Source organism: Nocardia sp. NPDC059229, assembly GCF_042754165.1.
Classification (GTDB): Bacteria; Actinomycetota; Actinomycetes; order Mycobacteriales; family Mycobacteriaceae; genus Nocardia.
The window spans coordinates 89903-106764 of sequence record NZ_JBHZAK010000026.1; the positions used below are offsets into that span (position 1 = coordinate 89903).

General features: G+C 68.4%; 18 protein-coding genes and 1 tRNA gene. 13 read left to right on the forward strand and 6 right to left on the reverse strand.

Annotated features, from left to right (window positions below; genetic code table 11):
* Genes ACFXHE_RS38240 through ACFXHE_RS38250 form a run of 3 tightly spaced genes read left to right on the forward strand, consistent with a single transcriptional unit; the run spans nucleotide 1 to nucleotide 2867 of the window.
* Nucleotides 1-1158, forward strand: a complete 1158-nt coding sequence (locus ACFXHE_RS38240) for an acyl-CoA dehydrogenase family protein (RefSeq protein ID WP_379389708.1) — start codon at nucleotides 1-3, stop codon at nucleotides 1156-1158.
* A 24-nt stretch (nucleotides 1159-1182) separates the two neighbouring features.
* The gene (locus ACFXHE_RS38245) at nucleotides 1183-2667 is read left to right on the forward strand and encodes a long-chain fatty acid--CoA ligase (RefSeq protein ID WP_379389710.1); all 1485 of its coding nucleotides are present in this window, start codon (nucleotides 1183-1185) and stop codon (nucleotides 2665-2667) included.
* A 44-nt stretch (nucleotides 2668-2711) separates the two neighbouring features.
* Nucleotides 2712-2867, forward strand: a complete 156-nt coding sequence (locus ACFXHE_RS38250; protein WP_379389712.1) for a hypothetical protein — start codon at nucleotides 2712-2714, stop codon at nucleotides 2865-2867.
* Nucleotides 2868-2943: 76 nt separating this feature from the next.
* Here ACFXHE_RS38250 and ACFXHE_RS38255 read toward each other — a convergent pair whose 3' ends face one another.
* Nucleotides 2944-3708, reverse strand: coding sequence for a YdcF family protein (locus ACFXHE_RS38255; RefSeq protein ID WP_379389714.1), 765 nt, complete (start codon nucleotides 3706-3708; stop codon nucleotides 2944-2946).
* A gap of 299 nt (nucleotides 3709-4007) precedes the next feature.
* Here ACFXHE_RS38255 and ACFXHE_RS38260 point away from each other — a divergent pair, with 299 nt between their 5' ends.
* Nucleotides 4008-4472, forward strand: a complete 465-nt coding sequence (locus ACFXHE_RS38260; protein ID WP_379389715.1) for a carboxymuconolactone decarboxylase family protein — start codon at nucleotides 4008-4010, stop codon at nucleotides 4470-4472.
* A gap of 337 nt (nucleotides 4473-4809) precedes the next feature.
* On the opposite strand, the gene ACFXHE_RS38265 is transcribed toward ACFXHE_RS38260, so the two are convergent.
* Nucleotides 4810-5352 carry a carboxymuconolactone decarboxylase family protein gene (locus ACFXHE_RS38265; RefSeq protein ID WP_379389717.1) on the reverse strand — a complete coding sequence of 181 codons (543 nt, stop codon included), beginning with the start codon at nucleotides 5350-5352 and terminating at the stop codon, nucleotides 4810-4812.
* 49 nt (nucleotides 5353-5401) lie between these two features.
* On the opposite strand from ACFXHE_RS38265, the gene ACFXHE_RS38270 reads away from it, so the two are divergent.
* Nucleotides 5402-8632: a BTAD domain-containing putative transcriptional regulator gene (locus ACFXHE_RS38270; protein ID WP_379389719.1), complete on the forward strand. Its 3231-nt coding sequence runs from the start codon at nucleotides 5402-5404 to the stop codon at nucleotides 8630-8632.
* Nucleotides 8633-8725: 93 nt separating this feature from the next.
* Nucleotides 8726-8800, forward strand: a tRNA-Asp gene (locus ACFXHE_RS38275).
* 46 nt (nucleotides 8801-8846) lie between these two features.
* Here ACFXHE_RS38275 and ACFXHE_RS38280 read toward each other — a convergent pair.
* Nucleotides 8847-9698: an NAD(P)H-binding protein gene (locus ACFXHE_RS38280; protein ID WP_379389721.1), complete on the reverse strand. Its 852-nt coding sequence runs from the start codon at nucleotides 9696-9698 to the stop codon at nucleotides 8847-8849.
* A gap of 86 nt (nucleotides 9699-9784) precedes the next feature.
* On the opposite strand from ACFXHE_RS38280, the gene ACFXHE_RS38285 reads away from it, so the two are divergent.
* Nucleotides 9785-10255 carry a MarR family winged helix-turn-helix transcriptional regulator gene (locus tag ACFXHE_RS38285; protein WP_379389723.1) on the forward strand — a complete coding sequence of 157 codons (471 nt, stop codon included), beginning with the start codon at nucleotides 9785-9787 and terminating at the stop codon, nucleotides 10253-10255.
* 66 nt (nucleotides 10256-10321) lie between these two features.
* A complete protein-coding gene (locus ACFXHE_RS38290) occupies nucleotides 10322-10597 on the forward strand; it encodes an Lrp/AsnC family transcriptional regulator (protein ID WP_040856541.1) in 276 nt (91 codons plus the stop codon).
* 9 nt (nucleotides 10598-10606) lie between these two features.
* On the opposite strand, the gene ACFXHE_RS38295 is transcribed toward ACFXHE_RS38290, so the two are convergent.
* Nucleotides 10607-10915, reverse strand: coding sequence for a hypothetical protein (locus tag ACFXHE_RS38295; protein WP_379389725.1), 309 nt, complete (start codon nucleotides 10913-10915; stop codon nucleotides 10607-10609).
* 106 nt (nucleotides 10916-11021) lie between these two features.
* On the opposite strand from ACFXHE_RS38295, the gene ACFXHE_RS38300 reads away from it, so the two are divergent.
* A complete protein-coding gene (locus ACFXHE_RS38300; RefSeq protein ID WP_379389727.1) occupies nucleotides 11022-11576 on the forward strand; it encodes a hypothetical protein in 555 nt (184 codons plus the stop codon).
* Between the two features lie 12 nt (nucleotides 11577-11588).
* On the opposite strand, the gene trpD is transcribed toward ACFXHE_RS38300, so the two are convergent.
* Entirely contained in the window at nucleotides 11589-12644 is a 1056-nt protein-coding gene (gene trpD, locus ACFXHE_RS38305) for an anthranilate phosphoribosyltransferase (RefSeq protein ID WP_379389729.1), read from the reverse strand.
* 68 nt (nucleotides 12645-12712) lie between these two features.
* Nucleotides 12713-13135 carry a hypothetical protein gene (locus ACFXHE_RS38310; RefSeq protein ID WP_379389731.1) on the reverse strand — a complete coding sequence of 141 codons (423 nt, stop codon included), beginning with the start codon at nucleotides 13133-13135 and terminating at the stop codon, nucleotides 12713-12715.
* Between the two features lie 169 nt (nucleotides 13136-13304).
* Between ACFXHE_RS38310 and ACFXHE_RS38315 the strand changes: the two genes are divergently transcribed.
* The 4 genes from ACFXHE_RS38315 to ACFXHE_RS38330 all read left to right on the forward strand — a co-directional run.
* Nucleotides 13305-13916 carry a heme-copper oxidase subunit III gene (locus ACFXHE_RS38315; RefSeq protein ID WP_083868641.1) on the forward strand — a complete coding sequence of 204 codons (612 nt, stop codon included), beginning with the start codon at nucleotides 13305-13307 and terminating at the stop codon, nucleotides 13914-13916.
* A gap of 82 nt (nucleotides 13917-13998) precedes the next feature.
* The gene (locus ACFXHE_RS38320) at nucleotides 13999-14859 is read left to right on the forward strand and encodes a c-type cytochrome (protein WP_379389733.1); all 861 of its coding nucleotides are present in this window, start codon (nucleotides 13999-14001) and stop codon (nucleotides 14857-14859) included.
* Entirely contained in the window at nucleotides 14856-16004 is a 1149-nt protein-coding gene (locus tag ACFXHE_RS38325; RefSeq protein WP_364616283.1) for a ubiquinol-cytochrome c reductase iron-sulfur subunit, read from the forward strand. Before ACFXHE_RS38320 ends, ACFXHE_RS38325 begins: the two co-directional genes overlap by 4 nt.
* Nucleotides 16001-16862: cytochrome bc complex cytochrome b subunit (locus tag ACFXHE_RS38330; protein WP_379389735.1), on the forward strand; the 862-nt coding region annotated here is incomplete at its 3' end. The genes ACFXHE_RS38325 and ACFXHE_RS38330, both read left to right, overlap by 4 nt.

Below are 16862 nucleotides of genomic sequence, written 5' to 3' on the forward strand. Positions count from 1 at the left end.
ATGCAGAGAACAGTTTTCGACAAGGACCACGACGCCTTCCGCGAGACCGTGCGCGCGTTCATCGAGGCCGAGGTCGTGCCCGTCTACGAGGAGTGGTACGCCGCCGGCATCGCGCCCCGCGACTTCTATTACAAGCTGGGCGAACTCGGCGTATTCGGCATCGAGGTGCCCGAGGAGTACGGCGGCGCGGGCATCGAGTCGTTCAAGTTCCAGGCCATCCTCATGGAGGAATGCGCCCGCGCCGCGGTGTCCTTCGGCGGCTCGGGCGTGCACGTCGGACTGTGCCTGCCCTACATCAAGAACCTCGCCACCGTGGAGCAGAAGCAGCGCTGGCTGCCCGGCTTCGTCACCGGCGAGATCATGTTCGCCATCGCCATGACCGAGCCCGGCACCGGCTCCGACCTGGCCGGAATGCGCACCACCGCAAAGCTTTCCGCGGACGGCACGCACTACGTGCTGAACGGGTCCAAGACCTTCATCACCGGCGGCGTGCTCGCCGACCGCGTCATCGTCTGCGCCCGCACCGCCCCGCCCAGCGACACCGATCGCCGCCACGGCATCTCGCTGTTCGTGGTGGACACCAAGTCCCCGGGTTACAGCGTCGGACGCAAGCTGGACAAGCTGGGCCTCAAGGTCTCCGACACCGCCGAGCTCAACTTCACCGACGTCAAGGTGCCGGTCGAGGACCTGCTCGGCGAGGAGCACAAGGGATTCTCCTACCTGGGCCAAAACCTCCCGCAGGAGCGGCTGTCCATCGCGGTCGGCGCGTACGCGCAGGCCAAGGCCGCGATCCGCTTCGCCAAGGAATACACCCGGCAGCGCAACGTCTTCGGTCAGCCGGTCGCCAGCTTCCAGAACACCAAGTTCGAACTCGCCGCTTGTCAGGCCGAGGTGGACGCCGCCGAGGCCGTGGTAGATCGCGGCCTCGAGGCCCTCGACGAGGGCACCCTGACCCCGGCGGATGCCGCCTCCGCCAAGCTCTTCTGCACCGAGGTCGCCCACCGCGTCATCGACCGCTGCCTGCAGCTGCACGGCGGCTACGGCTTCATCAACGAGTACCCGGTCGCCCGCCTCTACGCCGACAACCGCGTGAACCGCATTTACGGCGGCACCAGCGAAGTCATGAAGATGATCATCGCCAAGGACATGGGTCTCTGACCAACCGATCGAACCGAGGTCTCAATGAACGCGACTCTCTCCCTGGCCGGCATCCTCGCCGAACCGGCGTGGCGGCGACCCGACCACATCGCCCTGATCGAGGGCGACCAGCGCATCACCTTCCGCGACCTGTGGCGGCAGGCCCGCGAACAGGCCGGGGCGCTCATCGAACTCGGGGTGCGGCCGGGTGACCGGGTCGCGCTCATGGGACCCAATACCGCTGATTTCCCGCGCGCGTACTTCGCCATCCTGGCCGCGGGTGCGACCGTGGTGCCGGTGCACCTGCTGCTCACCGCGGACGAGGCGGAATACGTGCTGCGCGACAGCGGGGCCAAGGTCATGATCTGCCATCCGATGGTGGAGGCCGTCGGCAAGGAGGCGGCCGGCCGGGTCGGCATCGACTGCCTGAGCCCGAAAGAGCTTTCCGGCGAGGCGATTCCGGCGTATGTGGCGCGCAGCCCGCTCGACACCGCGGTGGTGTTCTACACCAGCGGCACCACCGGCCGCCCCAAGGGCGCGGAACTCAGCCACCTCAATATGGTCATGTGCGCGACGGTGAACGCCTTCGACGCCAACGAGGTCGAGCGCGAGGACATCGCCCTGGGTGCGCTGCCGCTGTTCCACGTGTTCGGGCAGACCGTCTCCATGAACTCGCACTGGCGGCTCGGCGCGACCCTGGTGCTCATGCCGAGATTCGATGCGGCACAGGCGCTCGAGCTCATGGTGAAGGAGAACGTCAACACCTTCCATGGTGTGCCGACCATGTACCACGGGCTGCTCGAAGCGGCCGGGGGCGCGGCGGAACTGCCGCAGCTGCGGTTGTGCATCAGCGGCGGCGCGGCCATGCCGCCGGTCATCATCGAGGAGTTCGAGAAGGTCTTCGGCTCGCACATCCTCGAGGGCTACGGCCTGTCCGAAACCTCGCCCACCGCAACGGTGAACCAGCCGCTACTTGGCCCGCAGATCGGCACCGTCGGCCACCCGGTGTGGGGCGTCGACGTCGAGATCGCCGCCGCCGAGGTGCGCGACCGCATCGAACTCCTGCCGACCGGCACCATCGGTGAGGTCGTGGTGCGTGGCCACAATGTGTTCAGCGGCTACACCGGCAATCCCGAGGCCACCGCGGAGGTCATGGTGGAAGGCTGGTTCCGCACCGGCGACCTGGGCGTCAAGGACGAGCAGGGCTACCTGCGCATCGTGGACCGGATCAAGGAGATGATCATTCGCGGCGGGTTCAACGTGTACCCGACCGAGGTGGAGGCCGCGCTGCTGCGGCACCCGAACATCGCGCAGGTGGCGATCATCGGTGTGCCGGACGAGAACTACGGCGAGGAGATCCTCGCGGTCGTCGTGCCGTCCGGACCGCTCACCGCCGAGGACGTCATCGACTATGCGAAAGAGCATGTGGCGCGGTACAAGTACCCGCGCCGCGTCGAGTTCGTCACCGAACTGCCCATGGGGCCCACCCACAAGATCCTCAAGCGCGAACTGAAGCAGCGCTACGCCTAGCGGGAGGAACACCGCGGCTCAACAAGGTTTGGTTCATCAATCCGGTGCCGGTGGACAGCCGCATCCGCGGGCGCTTCACCCTCGACGCCGTGACCGACATCCCCGGCGGCGTGCAGGCCGTGCGGACGGTCACCGTCGAGATCGAGGGGCAGGACAAGCCCGCCTGCGTCGCGGAGAGCATTGCCCGCTACCTTGCCTGAGGCGCGCAGACCAGGGCCCGCCGATCGAATCGATCGGCGGGCCCTGGCTTTTCGCGGACCGGCGGTGTTCCGCGGGCTAGCCGCGTGGTCCGAACGGCACCGCCGACAGCGGGGCGGCGTCCGGCGTCATGGTCGCCACCACCGAGATGCCGGCCGCCTGGAAATTCATCAGCGCCCGGGCGATGTGGTTCGCCGAGGTGATCAGGATCGCCGCGTGCGCGCCGATGGCATCCATCAGCTGCGCCGAGAATGCCGCGTTCTGGACCGTCGAATTCGCCTTGGTCTCGGTATGTATGCGAGTGCGGTCGATGCCGCGCTCGACCAGCCAGTCCGCCATGGCGTCCGCCTCGGTCACCCCGTTCTGCGGATTGCCGCCGGTCACGATGACCGGGGCCTGCGGCGAGAGCAGGGCCGAGACGTAGCCGGCGTAGAGCCGGGCCATGAGCTCCGGGCGCATCGAGCCGTCGGGCTGCAGACCGTAACCGAGCACCACGATCGCGGTGTCCGGGGTGAACAGCGCGGGCAGGTTCACGCCCGGCAGGTCCATGCCGGGGATATTGAAGGTCTGCAACGCGTTGATGGTCGCCAGCATGTTCTGGGAGAGCTCGGCGATGGAATCGATCTGCACCGGCTGCGGCGGCGCGTCGGCGTGGGCCGGGGCGGCGGCCGTCGCCAGTGCGATGACGGTCGCGCCGGGCAGCAGGGCCTGGATGGCCTTGGTGCGGAACTGATTCGATGTTCTGCGGTGATGGCGGCCGGGCCGGACGCGCCCCAGCTGGGGGCGGACTCCTTGCCACTGACCACTGGGTGAGATTCTCCGATGTCTGCCTGCGTCGAGCATCGCAACCCCCTAGGTAGCCGGGATGTGACTACCGGTCGGTTCACAATCGTCCGAATCATGATCGCGCCGGATCCACTTCCATGGAGGCGATTTCGCGAAATCAAGATTCACATCGTCGCGAGACAGTGTCCGAACAGCGGAAATATCAAGCCGGACCGGCATTGTCGTGAGGTCGGCGCGACCGGTCGGACCGCTCCAGATGGTGTGACCGGCATCACATCGAACCCGATGTCACACCCGCGTGGGCCGCGTCGTCAACCTGACGAAGCCAACGAACGACACAGAGAAAAGAGAGAACAATGACCCGCTTCGCCCTGTACGAGAACGAAGTCGCCGCCAAGTTCAACAAGCGCCTCGTCACCGCCGCCCGCGTCGTCGACGAGTCCAGCCTGCCCAAGGCCACCCAGGAACTGGTCAAGATCCGCGCCTCGCAGATCAACGGCTGCGGCATGTGCCTGGACATGCACACCAAGGACGCCGCCCACGCCGGTGAGACCGCGGTCCGCCTGGCCATGGTCGCCGCCTGGAAGGAATCCACCGTCTTCACCGAGCCCGAGCGCGCGGCCCTCGCCCTCACCGACGAGGGCACCCGCCTCGCCGACGGCGGCGGCATCTCCGAGGACATCTGGGCCCTGGTGCGCAAGAACTACGACGACGACCAGATCGGCGCGCTGATCTCCCTCATCGCCACCATCAACGCCTGGAACCGCCTGAACGTCATCTCCGGCCAGCTGGGCGGCCAGTACGTCCCCGGCCAGTGGTGACCACCTGCCCGCGCCCCAATCAGCTTGGGGCGCAAGGGTAGACATTTCTCGAGTGGCACACCACCGAGGGGAATCGGTCGAATCCCCGCGGCGGTGTGCCACTCGGCGTTCGGGCCGCGCAACCGACCCCGCGATTCGGCTGCCGGGCCCGAGCTTCCAGGACGGTCGGCCAACCCGCCTGCCCGTCCGGCCGATCGAGCCTGCCCGGCTCGGATTCTCGATACGGTGCAACTGCCCGGCTCTCGTTCCGGTCCGCGTTCCCGGGTGGAGTGTCGGCCCGGAAGCGCCGCGGTCCGGTCGATTCCGGTCCCGCCCCTCGAACGTCGAGACCGGGCGGCTAATCGTCGTGGCGGATCAGCGGCCAGTCGATCGCGACTCGGCCCGCGGTCGTCACGTAGGTGGTGAAGACGTTCAGCGCGACGTGGGCGATGATCTCCACCAGGAGGTCCGGGGCCAGGCCGGCGTCCTGGGCGGTGCGCAGATCGGCGTCGGTGACGGTGCCGTTGTGGACCAGCAGGGCGTGCGCGAAGGCCAGGGCCGCTTCGGCTTCCGGGTCCGCGGACGCGGCCTGCCGGGCGCGGATCGTCTCCTCCTCGGGCAGCCCGGTGACCTTGGCACCGCGGTAGGTGTGGGCCGACAGCTCGTAGTCACTGCGATTGTGCTGGGCCACCAGCAGCGCGAGGCGCTCGCGGGTGGCGGGCGGAATCCGGCCGTGCCGCAGGGCATCCGAGAGATCCAGATAGCCGCGCAGGGCCGAGGGACTGTTGGCCATGGCCTTGGTCAGGTTCGCGGTGATGCCGAAGGCTTGCTGCGCCTCGGTGAAGAGGGCGGCGGTGGCGGCGGGCGCATCCTCCGGCTCCAGTAGCGGCAATCCTGACATCGTTCGAGAATCGGCCGCCGCGTTGATAGATTCGCTGTACATCGGCGATGTGCCGAACGAACAGCGGCTCATGGTGGATGTGCGGGTGACAGTAGGACTGACGGTGCTCGGACCGGTCGGTGTGACGGTGGACGAGCGGACCGTGCCCGGACTCGCGCCCCGACACCGCGCGGTGCTGGCGCACCTGTTGCTGAACGCCCGCACCGTGGCCACCGTCGACCAGCTCACCGACGCGCTGTGGGGGCCCACCCCGCCCGACACCGCGCGCTCCCAGATCCATCACGCCATCACCGCCGTCCGCAAGGTGCTGCGCACCGCGGGCATCGCCGACCTCCTGCACACCCGCGCCAACGGCTACCTCATCCAGCCCGCGCCCGGCCAGTTCGACCTCGATGTCTTCATCGCCGAAACCGCCACGGCCACCCGCGAATCCGCCACCGACCCGGCCGCGGCCACCGCCCGCCTGCGTGCCGCCCTGCGGCTCTGGCGCGGTCAGCCCCTCGCCGACATCAAGGCCGATTACGCCCCCGACGCCCGCGCCCGCCTCGAGGACCGCCGCCTGCGCGCCGTCGAACAGCTCGCCGAACTCGACCTCGCCCTGGGCCGCCACGACGATCTCATCGACGAACTCCCTGACCACCTCGCCGTGAACCCCTTGCGTGAGAAGCTGACCGCCCACCTCGTGCTCGCCCTGCATCGCGCCGGTCGCCAGCCCGATGCCCTCACCGCCGCCCGCGTCTTCCGCAGCCGCCTCGCCGACGATCAGGGCCTCGACCCCAGCCCCGCTTTCGCCGACCTCGAACAGGCCATCCTCCGTCGCGACCCCGCCCTCGACTACCGCCCGGACCAGCCGGGGTCGTCCGGTGCGCACCCGGTCGTCGGACATCGCGCGAATGATGCTGCCGCGCAGCAGCATTCGGAGGCTCTGGATCTCGGTGCGAGCCGCATCGGCGTGGACGCCGCCCGATTCGAAGCGACGTCGCGCCCAGTAGCGGACAGGATCGATCCGGCTGCCGATCCCGCAGCGAGCGCATTGCCCGCCGCCGGGCAGGTGGTCAACTTCCTGCCGTACGACGTCCCCGATTTCACCGGACGGGCCGGGGATATCGAGCGGCTGCGGGGCTGGCTCACCGGGGAGGTCGCCGGGGTGGCGGTCATCGACGGCATGGCGGGGGTCGGGAAGACCGCGCTCGCAGTGCATTTGGCGCACGCGGTGGCGGGGCGGTTTCCGGACGGGCAATTGTTCATCGACCTGCAGGGTCATACGCCGGGGCGGGAGCCGCTGGATATCGGGATCGCGCTGGGGGCCTTGCTGCGTCAGCTGGGCGTGTCCGACGACGCCATTCCGTCGGGGGAGGCGGAACGGGCGGCGCTGTGGCGGGCCAGAGTGCGGGACCGGCGGGTGATCGTGGTGCTCGACAATGCGGTCGACACCGCTCAGGTGCGGCCGCTGCTGGCCGGAGGCGGGGCGCACCGGGTGATCGTGACCAGCCGACGACGGCTGCTGGATCTGGATGGCGCGCAATCGCTGTCGATGGAGCTGCTGGCGGCGGCCGATGCCGTCGAACTGTTCCGGGCCATTGTTGGGGAGCGGGCGGACGCGGAACCGCTGGCGGCGCTGGATGTGCTGCAGCTGTGCGGATTCCTGCCGCTGGCCATCCGCATCGCGGCCGCGCGGCTCGCGCACCGGCCCCAGTGGACCGTTGAATACCTGGCCGGGCGGCTGCGGGATCAACGGCGGCGGCTCACCGAGCTGGCCACACCGGAACGCGGGGTGGCCTCGGCCTTCGCGCTGTCCTATCAGCAGCTGGAACCCGCTGAGCAGCGCATGTTCCGGCTGCTCGGGCTCAACCCCGCGCGCGATATCGAACCGCACGCCGCCGCGGCCCTCACCGGCCTCACCGTCGCCGAGGCCGAGCACCACCTCGAGCGCCTCCTCGACGCGCACGTCCTGACCCAGCTGCGTCCCGGCCGCTACACCATGCACGACCTGGTCCGTCAGCACGCACGCACCACCGCGGCGAACGAGGAATCCACCGAAACCCGCTCCGCCGCAGTCGAATCCCTCTACCGCTACTACCAGGACACCGCCGCTCGGGCCGTCCGACTACTCTTCCCCGACGGCTCCCACGCCGCACCGGAGTTCACCAGAGCTTCGGAATCCACTGCGGCTTCCCAATCGACCGGAGCATCGGAGTTCGCCAGAGCAGCGGACTTCACCGGTGCATCCGAGTTCGCACCGGCGCGGGAGTCCGTCGGGGCGCTGGATTCGGCTGGGGCGCAGTCGTTCGATAGATCGTCGCTGACCTTCGAGGAAGCGGCGCAGGCCATCGAGTGGCTCGATGCGGAGCGCATCAACCTGGTGGCCATCTGCATTGCGCCGGAGGAGGCCGCGCGGCCCGGTTACACGGCGCGGCTGGCACGCAGTCTGCACGCCTACCTGGATGGGAACGGGCACTACGGTGCCGCGCGCACCATGCACACGCAGGCGTTGCGGAGCAGCCGCCGCGATGGGGACCTGGCCGCGCAGTCCCGGGCGTGCAGCGACCTGGCTTGGATCGCCTGGCGATTCGGGCGGCTGGACGAGGCGCACGACTACGGTGAGCAGGCCCTCGACGCGGCCCGCGCAGCCGGGGACGGTCGGGCGGAGGCCCGGGCCCATTACGTATTCGGGTATGTCTTCTGGCAGCGCGACATCGAGCGGGCCGGGGAGCACTATCGGCAGGGGCTGGCCCTGTTCCGCGAATTCGGCGACCGTGCTGGTGAGGCGGCCTGCCTCACCAGCCTCGGCACCGTCAGCGAGCGCCTGGAGCGCTACCCCGAAGCCCGTGAGCGGCTCGGCGAAGCCCTGCGCCTCTACCGCGAATTGGGCTCCCGCACAGGGGAAATCGTCGTACTCAACAACCTCGGCCCGGTGCATCTCGGCGAGGACCGCCCCGACGAGGCGCGCTGCCGGCACCGCCGCGCCCTCGACCTGTGCCGGGAACTCCGCTTCCGCAGTGAGGAGGCCGAGGCCCTCAACGGTCTCGGCGAGATCGCCCTCGCGCTGGACGATCCCGCCGCCGCGGTCACCGACTTCACCGCCGCGGTCACGGTCTGCCGCGATCTCGGCGACCGCGCCGAGGAGGCCCGCGCCCTGCTCGGCCTGGCCCAGTCCCACCGCGCGCTCGGGCAGACTCCCGCCGCCCGCGACCATTCCGCCAGGGCACTGGCCCTTTTCGAGGAACTCGAGGTCCCCGAGGCCGACGACGCCCGCGCCCTCCTCGCCGAGCTCGGCTGACCCGCCGCGGAAATTCGGTACCGCTTTCCGCGACGTGTCATTACTGTCATCGTCGCCACCGACGCCCTGGCGCGCAGGTCGTGGGGTGGTCCAGCCGGTGTGGAGGAGTCCGGAGTCCTCGCTTCCCCGTCAAGGAAGAAACCGCGGGTTCGAATCCCGCCACTGGTGCAGGTGATGTCAGCCGGATGCGGTTCGTCAGCCCTCGAAGGCTCGGTCAATCCTCGAAGGCGGCGCGGTTGGCCGCACACCATTCGGCGAAGGTGCGCGGCGCGCGGCCGAGCAGTGCGGCGACGGTGTCGGTGCGCGCGCCCACAGTGTCGGCGCGCATGAGGGCGAAGCCCGCCACGATCGCCGCGGCCAGCGGCGGGGGAGCGCCGTTCGGGAAGCGGGCCGCCACCGCCTCCTCCGGCGTCGCGGCCTCACGAATCTTGATGTCGCGGTCCAGGATTCGGGCGAGGATCGCGACCTGTTCACCGACGGTCAGGCTCTCCGGCCCGGTGAGGTGATAGGCAGCCCCGATATGGCCGGGCTCGGTGAGGCAGTGGGCCGCCACCGCGGCGATATCGGCGGGATCGATCGGGGCGAAGCGGCCCGGACCGGAGGGGTCGAGGATCGGGTCGCCCGCCCGCAACGCCGGAATCCACTCCAGGGCATTGGACATGTACCCGCCCGGACGCAGGATCGTGCACGGAATTCCGCTGGCGCGCACCAGATTCTCGCGCTCGTGGTGCCAGCCGCCCATGGCGGGCAGTGGTTCGACCAGCACGTGGGCGGAGGAAATCATGACGATCCGCCTCACCCCCGCCCTGGCGGCGGCGTGCAGCAGGTTGCGGGTGTGGTCCAGCCCGATGCCAGGGACCAGCAGGAACAGGCCGGTGACTCCGGTCATGGCCCGGTCCAGGCTCGCCGGATCGTCGAGGTCGCCCAGGCAGGTCGCGGCACGTGCGGGCAGGGTCGACGCCCGTGCCGGATCACGCACCAGGGCGCGGAAATCGAGGTTGTTGGCGTCGAGGATGCGGGTGAGTTCGCGGCCGATGTTCCCGGTCGCTCCGGTCAGCAGTAGCATGACATCTCCAGATCGTTAGCCGTCTACCGAAAAACGTTAGACGGCTAACGATCGACGGTCAATACCCGCACCCGATCGGAGGCAGCATGTCTTCCCCAGGCTCAGCCGACTTCCTGGACCTGCACGGCCGCACCTCGAAAGCCTTGCGCGCCTTGGCCGATCGCGATATGCGCCGCCTCGGCCTGCATCTCGGCCAGAATCACGTGCTGGCCGTGCTGTGGGAACAGGACGGCCGCACACCGGGGGAGATGGCGGCCGCGCTCAACGTCACCACGCCGACCGTCGTCAAGATGGCCACCCGCATGGCCGCCGCCGGCCTGCTCACCCGCCGCCGCGACGACAAGGACAACCGCCTGGTCCGGCTCTGGCTCACCGACCGCGGCCGCGACCTCCGCGACCCCGTCGAAGCCGACCGGAAGACCCTGTCCGACAAGGTGACCGCCGACCTCACCGACGCCGAGCGCCGCCACCTGATGTCGGCGCTGGAAAAAATCCACCGCGCCGCCACCGACCTCCTCGGCGAACCGCTCGACCACACCGACTCGATCCCGGACTGACCCGGACCCATACCGTTCGATCCCGGACCGGCGCTGCCGTCCCGGCCATCACCTAGAGTTGGGCTCATGATTACCGCGATCGTGTTGATCTCCGCCGAACCGGATCGGATTCCGGAGACCGCGCAGGAACTGGCCGACATCAAGGGGGTGGCCGAGGTCTATTCGTGCGCGGGGGATGTGGACCTGATCGCCGTGGTCCGGGTGCGCGACCACGAGGAGATCGCCGACGTGGTCACCGGCCGGATCAACAAGACACCGGGCGTGCTGCGCACGGCCACCCACATCGCGTTCAAGTCCTACTCGCGCGCGGACGTGGAGGCCGGCTTCTCGATCGGCGAATAGCCGCCCGGGTCAGCGGGTCTGCACGGACGCGCCCAGCGCGGTACCGCTGTGACCGGGCTCGATGGTGTGCGTGACGCCGCCCTTGCAACCGGGGAACAGGTACACCTGGGCGCGCAGGGCGGTTTCATTGTCGACACTGAGCCGGCGCGGCACACTGCGGATGGTCACGCAGTCGCCCGGAATGCCGTAGCTGCGGCCGTCCACACTGAGGGTGCCGGGATCGGCGGTCTCGTCATGAGCCCAGTGAGCGGCGCTCACCGGAATGCCGATGCCCAGGAACACGGCCACCAGGCCGGGTAGCACCACTCCGTATCGCATGTCGAAACTGTAACGCCGCCTCGGGGACCCGAAGGGCAAACACACAGCTGGGTGACCCGAACTCTCAGGACACTCGGAGGAACTCTTCCATGAGAGGGCAGGAACCATGTTCGTGAAGGTGTGCGGGCTCACCACCGAGGAACAGATCGACTGGGCCGTCGAGCTCGGCTACTCGGCCATCGGCGTGGTCGGCACGGCCAAGAGCAAGCGGTATGTCGAGCCCGCCCGGGCGCGCGAGCTGGCGGCGTACGCGCGCGGCCGGATCCGCTCGTTCGTGGTGGCGTTCGACCGGACCGAGGTCGCCGAGGTGATCGGCGACTTCGACGTCATTCAGCTCTACAACTGGACCGACCTGCCGAATCTGGCCTACTGCTCGGCCGTCGCACCCACCCCGGAACAGGTCTGCGAATACTTCTTCTACGACGCCAGCACCGGATCGGGCGTCTTCGCCGAATTCCCGGACTGGCTGGAGCAGGTGCCCGGACAGGTGGTGCTGGCCGGTGGTCTCAGCCCCGACAATGTCGCCGAGGTGATCACGACCCATCGGCCGTTCGGCGTCGACGTCTCCAGCTCGGTCGAAACCGCCTCTGGCATCAAGAGTTTCGATGCCATGAGCCGTTTCAAACAGGCCGTGGACTCCGTGGCCGAACCAGGGGCCTGAAGCCCCCCGGGGTCAGTTCGCGCCGAGCCCGTTGGAGACGGTGACCCAGCGATCCAGCAGGGCCGAGGCCGCACCCGAATCCACGGTCTCGGCCACCCGCTTCAATGCCGCGGCGAGCTTGGTGTGCAGATCGTCGTCCACCTCCGCGGCGGACAGCTCGAACGCCACCAGCGCCGCCGCCGAATTCAGCAGCACCGCGTCCCGCACCGGGCCCGGGTCGCCGGCGAACATGGCGCGCGCGATCTCCGCGTTCATCGTCGCGTCACCGCCGCGCAGCGCCGACGGATCCACCCGCTCGATGCCGAGTTTGGTTGGGTCGATGGTGGTTTCGTGCAACCGGCCGCCCGATACCACCCACACATCGGTGGTATCGGCGGTGGTGATCTCGTCCAGGCCGTCGTTGCCGCGGACCACCAGCGCCGAGGCGCCGCGTTCGGCGAACACACCCGCGATGACCGCCACCAGATCCGGGAAAGCGCAGCCGATCAGGCCCGCGCTGGGCTGGGCCGGATTGGTCAGCGGGCCCAGGATATTGAAGACCGTCGGAATCCCGATCTCACCGCGCGCCTGGCTCGCGAACCGCAGCGAAGGATGGAACACCGGCGCGAAGCAGAACCCGATGCCGGTCTGCCGCACGCACTCGGCCACCGATTCCGGCCCGAGCGCGATCTTCACGCCCAGTGCCTCCAGCACATCCGCGCCGCCGCTCTTGGACGAGGCCGCCCGGTTGCCGTGCTTGATCACCGGAATCCCACTGGCCGCCACCACGATCGAGGACATGGTGGAGATGTTCACGCTGCCCGAGCGGTCGCCGCCGGTGCCGACGATATCCACCGCCGCGCCCTCGAACGGCACCCGCTTCGCGTGCGAGAGCATGCCGGTGGCCAGGCCGCTCAGCTCGGTCGGGGTCGGGCCCTTCATCTTCAGGGCCACGCCGAAGGCCGCGATCTGCGCGGAGGTAGCGTTGTCGGAGAAGATCTCGTTCATCGCCCACGCGGCCTCATCCGAGGACAGATCGTTGCCGTCGGTGAGGATGCCGAGAATTTCTCTCCAGCTGCGCGCGCTCATTGCCTTCTCTTCCCGTTGCCGGTCCACGCCGGACACCAGTGTTGTTGGGGCAAGCCTAGTGTGCGGGGCTAGTTCTTTCCGCCAGGACCGGCGGCGGGCTGCAGGGCGTCCCAGCCGAGGACATGGCCGTCGTAGCGATGGGCGATTCCCGTCATGCGGGAACGCTCCTGGGAGCAGTGCAGGGCGTCGAGCACCTGCACGCGCTGCAACACCAGGTTCGCCGGGTCGGCCGCGTCCACCGAGGCCGTGTCATAGCCGATCTGCGCGGCAATGACTTGCACCTCACCGACCCGGTCGGCGGGAACCCGGAGGTGATGCCGAAGGACTACTGGATCGTCCGATGTCCACTGCAGAGCCTTGCCCAGGGCCGCCGAACAGGCTTCGGCATCATCGAAACTCGATGCCACCACCACCAGATCGGGCCGCGTCGGGTCCAGTTCCGTTGTCCCGCCGCGTCCGGCTATCCGCCGCCACCACGATTTCACGCTCATACATCCCTCTCCACAGGGCTCAGCTTCCTCTTACCTGCGCAATCTAGGCTCATCCGGGACACGCCGAGAGCCCGGCGAGACGAGCCCTCGCCCTGGGCTTTCCGACACGTACGACAAAGTTTCATACCCGCCTACGCCTGTCGTACTACGACCAGTCATACTTACCGGCGTGACGACCGCAGTAGGGACCCCAGGATCGGCCATTACCCAGCGTGTGCATTCGCTGAACCGGCCCAACATGGTCAGCGTCGGTACCATCATCTGGCTGTCGAGCGAGCTGATGTTCTTCGCCGGCTTGTTCGCCATGTACTTCGTTGCTCGCGCGCAGGCGCACGGAAACTGGCCGCCGGAGCCGACCGAGCTGAACATGAAGCTCGCCGTGCCGGTGACCGCGGTGCTGATCGCCTCCTCCTTCACATGCCAGATGGGCGTGTTCGCGGCGGAGAAGGGTGACGTCTTCGGCCTGCGCCGCTGGTACCTGCTGACCTTCCTGATGGGTGCGTTCTTCGTCGGTGGCCAGGCCACCGAGTACCACGCCCTGTACTCGGAGGGCACCTCGATCTCCAGCAGCGTGTACGGCTCGGTGTTCTTCATCACCACGGGCTTCCACGGTCTGCACGTCATCGGCGGTCTCATCGCGTTCGTGTTCCTGCTGATCCGCACCAAGCTCAGCAAGTTCACCCCGGCGCAGGCCACGGCGGCGATCGTCGTCTCCTACTACTGGCACTTCGTCGACATCGTCTGGATCGGCCTCTTCGCCACGATCTACTTCGTCCGCTAGCACCGGACGTGCCGAGGCCCAGCCCGCGTCGGCAACCCAAAAACTTGTACAAGTCGGTTCCGTCTACTCCAAAGGGACACAGATGAGTTCATCTCCCCCGTCAGCGCCAGATCCCGAGGGGATCGGCCAGGCCACCAAGATCCGCAAGCAGCGCCGGATGCGCCGGAAGCTGGCCGGCGGTCTGGTCCTCCTGATGGGCCTCGTCGGAGCCGGCTTCGCGGCGTCGGCCCTGACCCCGCAGGCTCAGGTCGCCACCGCGAAAGAGGACCAGTCCGCGCTGATCCGCGAGGGCAAGCAGATCTACGACACCTCCTGCGTCACCTGCCACGGTGCCAACCTGCAGGGTGTCCAGGATCGCGGCCCCAGCCTGATCGGCGTCGGTGAGGCCGCGGTCTACTTCCAGGTTTCCACCGGTCGTATGCCCGCCGCCCGCAACGAGGCGCAGATCCAGCGCAAGCCCCCGAAGTTCGACGCGCACCAGACCGACGCGCTCGGCGCGTACGTCCAGTCCCAGGGCGGCGGTCCGACCGTGCTGCGCGACGGCAACGGCGAGATCGCGCAGGAGTCCATCGTCGAGGACCGCGACCTCGGCCGCGGCGGCGAGCTGTTCCGCATGAACTGCGCCTCCTGCCACAACTTCACCGGCAAGGGTGGCGCGCTGTCGTCCGGCAAGTTCGCGCCGCCGCTGGAAGAGGCCACTGAGCAGCAGCTCTACCTGGCCATGCTGACCGGCCCGCAGAACATGCCCCGGTTCTCCGACCGGCAGCTGACGCCGGACGAGAAGAAGGACATCGTCGCCTACATCAAGGACCGCATGGAGACCCCGTCCGAGGGCGGCTACGGCCTCGGCGGCTTCGGTCCCGCGACCGAGGGCCTGGCCATCTGGGTCGTCGGCATCGTGGTCCTGGTCGGCTCCGCGATGTGGATCGGTTCCCGGTCATGAGTGAACAGGAGCGAAACAGCATGGGGGACAACCCCACCGAACCCACCGATGAGCAGCTCGACGCCATGTCCCGGGACGAGCTGGTCAAGCTCGGCACCGAGCTGGACGGCGTCGACGTCGCCTACCGTGCCCCGCGCTGGCCGGTCCCGGGTACCCGGGCCGAGAAGCGCGCCGAGCGCCGGGTGGCGCTCTGGTTCGGCATCTCCGCGCTCGCGGGTGCCGCGCTGATCGGTGTCTTCCTGTTCTGGCCCTGGGAGTACAAGGGCCGTCACCAGGACGGCAACGGCATGTACACGCTGACCACCCCGCTCTACGGCCTCACCCTCGGCATCGCCGTGCTGGCCGTCGGCGTCGCGGTGGTGCTGATCCGCAAGCACTTCATCCCCGCCGAGATCTCCATCCAGGACCGCCACGACGGCGCGTCCAAGGAGGTCGACCGCCGGACCCTGGTCGCGCAGCTGCAGGACGCCGCCGAGACCTCGACCCTGGGCCGCCGCAAGCTCATCACCCGCACCGCGGGCCTGGGTGTGGGCGTCATGGGCGTCGGCGCGCTGCTCGTCTTCGTCGGCGGCATGATCAAGAACCCGTGGGCCAAGCGCGACAAGTCGCCGCTGTGGGTCTCGGGCTGGACCCCGGACTACCCGGGCGAGACCATCTATCTGCGTCGCGACACCGGCCGCCCCGAGGACATCGTCCTGGTCAAGCCGGAGGATCTGGACGCCGGTGCCATGGAGACCGTCTTCCCCTGGAAGGAATCCTGGCGCGGTGACGAGCACAAGACGCTGGAATCGCTGCGCGGTATCCGCAACGCGGTCATGCTGATTCGCTTGCGCACCCACGATGCCGAGCACGCCATCAAGCGCAAGGGCCAGGAGAGCTTCAACTTCGGCGACTACTTCGCCTACTCGAAGATCTGCACCCACCTCGGCTGCCCCACCTCGCTGTTCGAGCAGCAGACCAACCGGATCCTGTGCCCCTGCCACCAGTCGCAGTTCTCCGCGACCGAATGGGGTAAGCCGGTATTCGGTCCCGCGGCGCGTGCGCTGCCGCAGCTGCCGATCACCGTCAACGCCGATGGCTACCTGGTCGCCCAGCACGACTTCATCGAGCCCCTCGGCCCGGCCTACTGGGAGCGTCGTTCATGAGCCCTAGCAAAGTGGCCGTCCAGGCCAACGAGATGGACGAGCGCTACCGCCTCGCGGCGTTCGCCAAGCGATCGATCAACAAGGTCTTCCCGACCCACTGGTCGTTCCTGCTCGGTGAGATCGCGCTGTACGCGTTCATCATCCTGCTGCTGTCGGGTATCTACCTGACGCTGTACTTCGACCCGTCCATGTCGGAGACCGTCTACCAGGGCGCCTACCAGCCCCTGCGCGGTGTCACCATGTCGCGGGCCTACGAGACCGCGCTGAACATCTCCTTCGAGGTGCGCGGCGGTCTGTTCGTGCGCCAGGTGCACCACTGGGCGGCGCTGCTGTTCGCGTCGTCGATCATCATCCACCTGTTCCGCATCTTCTTCACCGGCGCTTTCCGCAAGCCGCGTGAGGCCAACTGGGTGATCGGCTCGCTGCTGCTCATCCTGGCCATGTTCGAGGGCTTCTTCGGCTACTCGATCCCGGACGACCTGCTCTCCGGCACCGGTCTGCGCGCCGCCTTCGGTGGTATCACCATGGGCATCCCGGTCATCGGTACCTGGATGCACTGGCTGATCTTCGGCGGTGACTTCCCGGGCACCATCATCATTCCGCGTCTGTACATCGCGCACGTGCTGCTGCTGCCGGGCATCATCCTGGCGCTCATCGCCGCGCACGTCGCGCTGGTGTGGTACCAGAAGCACACCCAGTTCCCCGGACCGGGCCGCACCGAGAAGAACGTCGTCGGCGCCCGCATCATCCCGGTGTTCGCCGCCGACCAGGGCGCGTTCTTCGCCTTCACCCTGGGCGTCGTCGCCATCATGGGTGGCGTCTTCCAGATCAACCCGATCTGGAACCTGGGTCCCTACA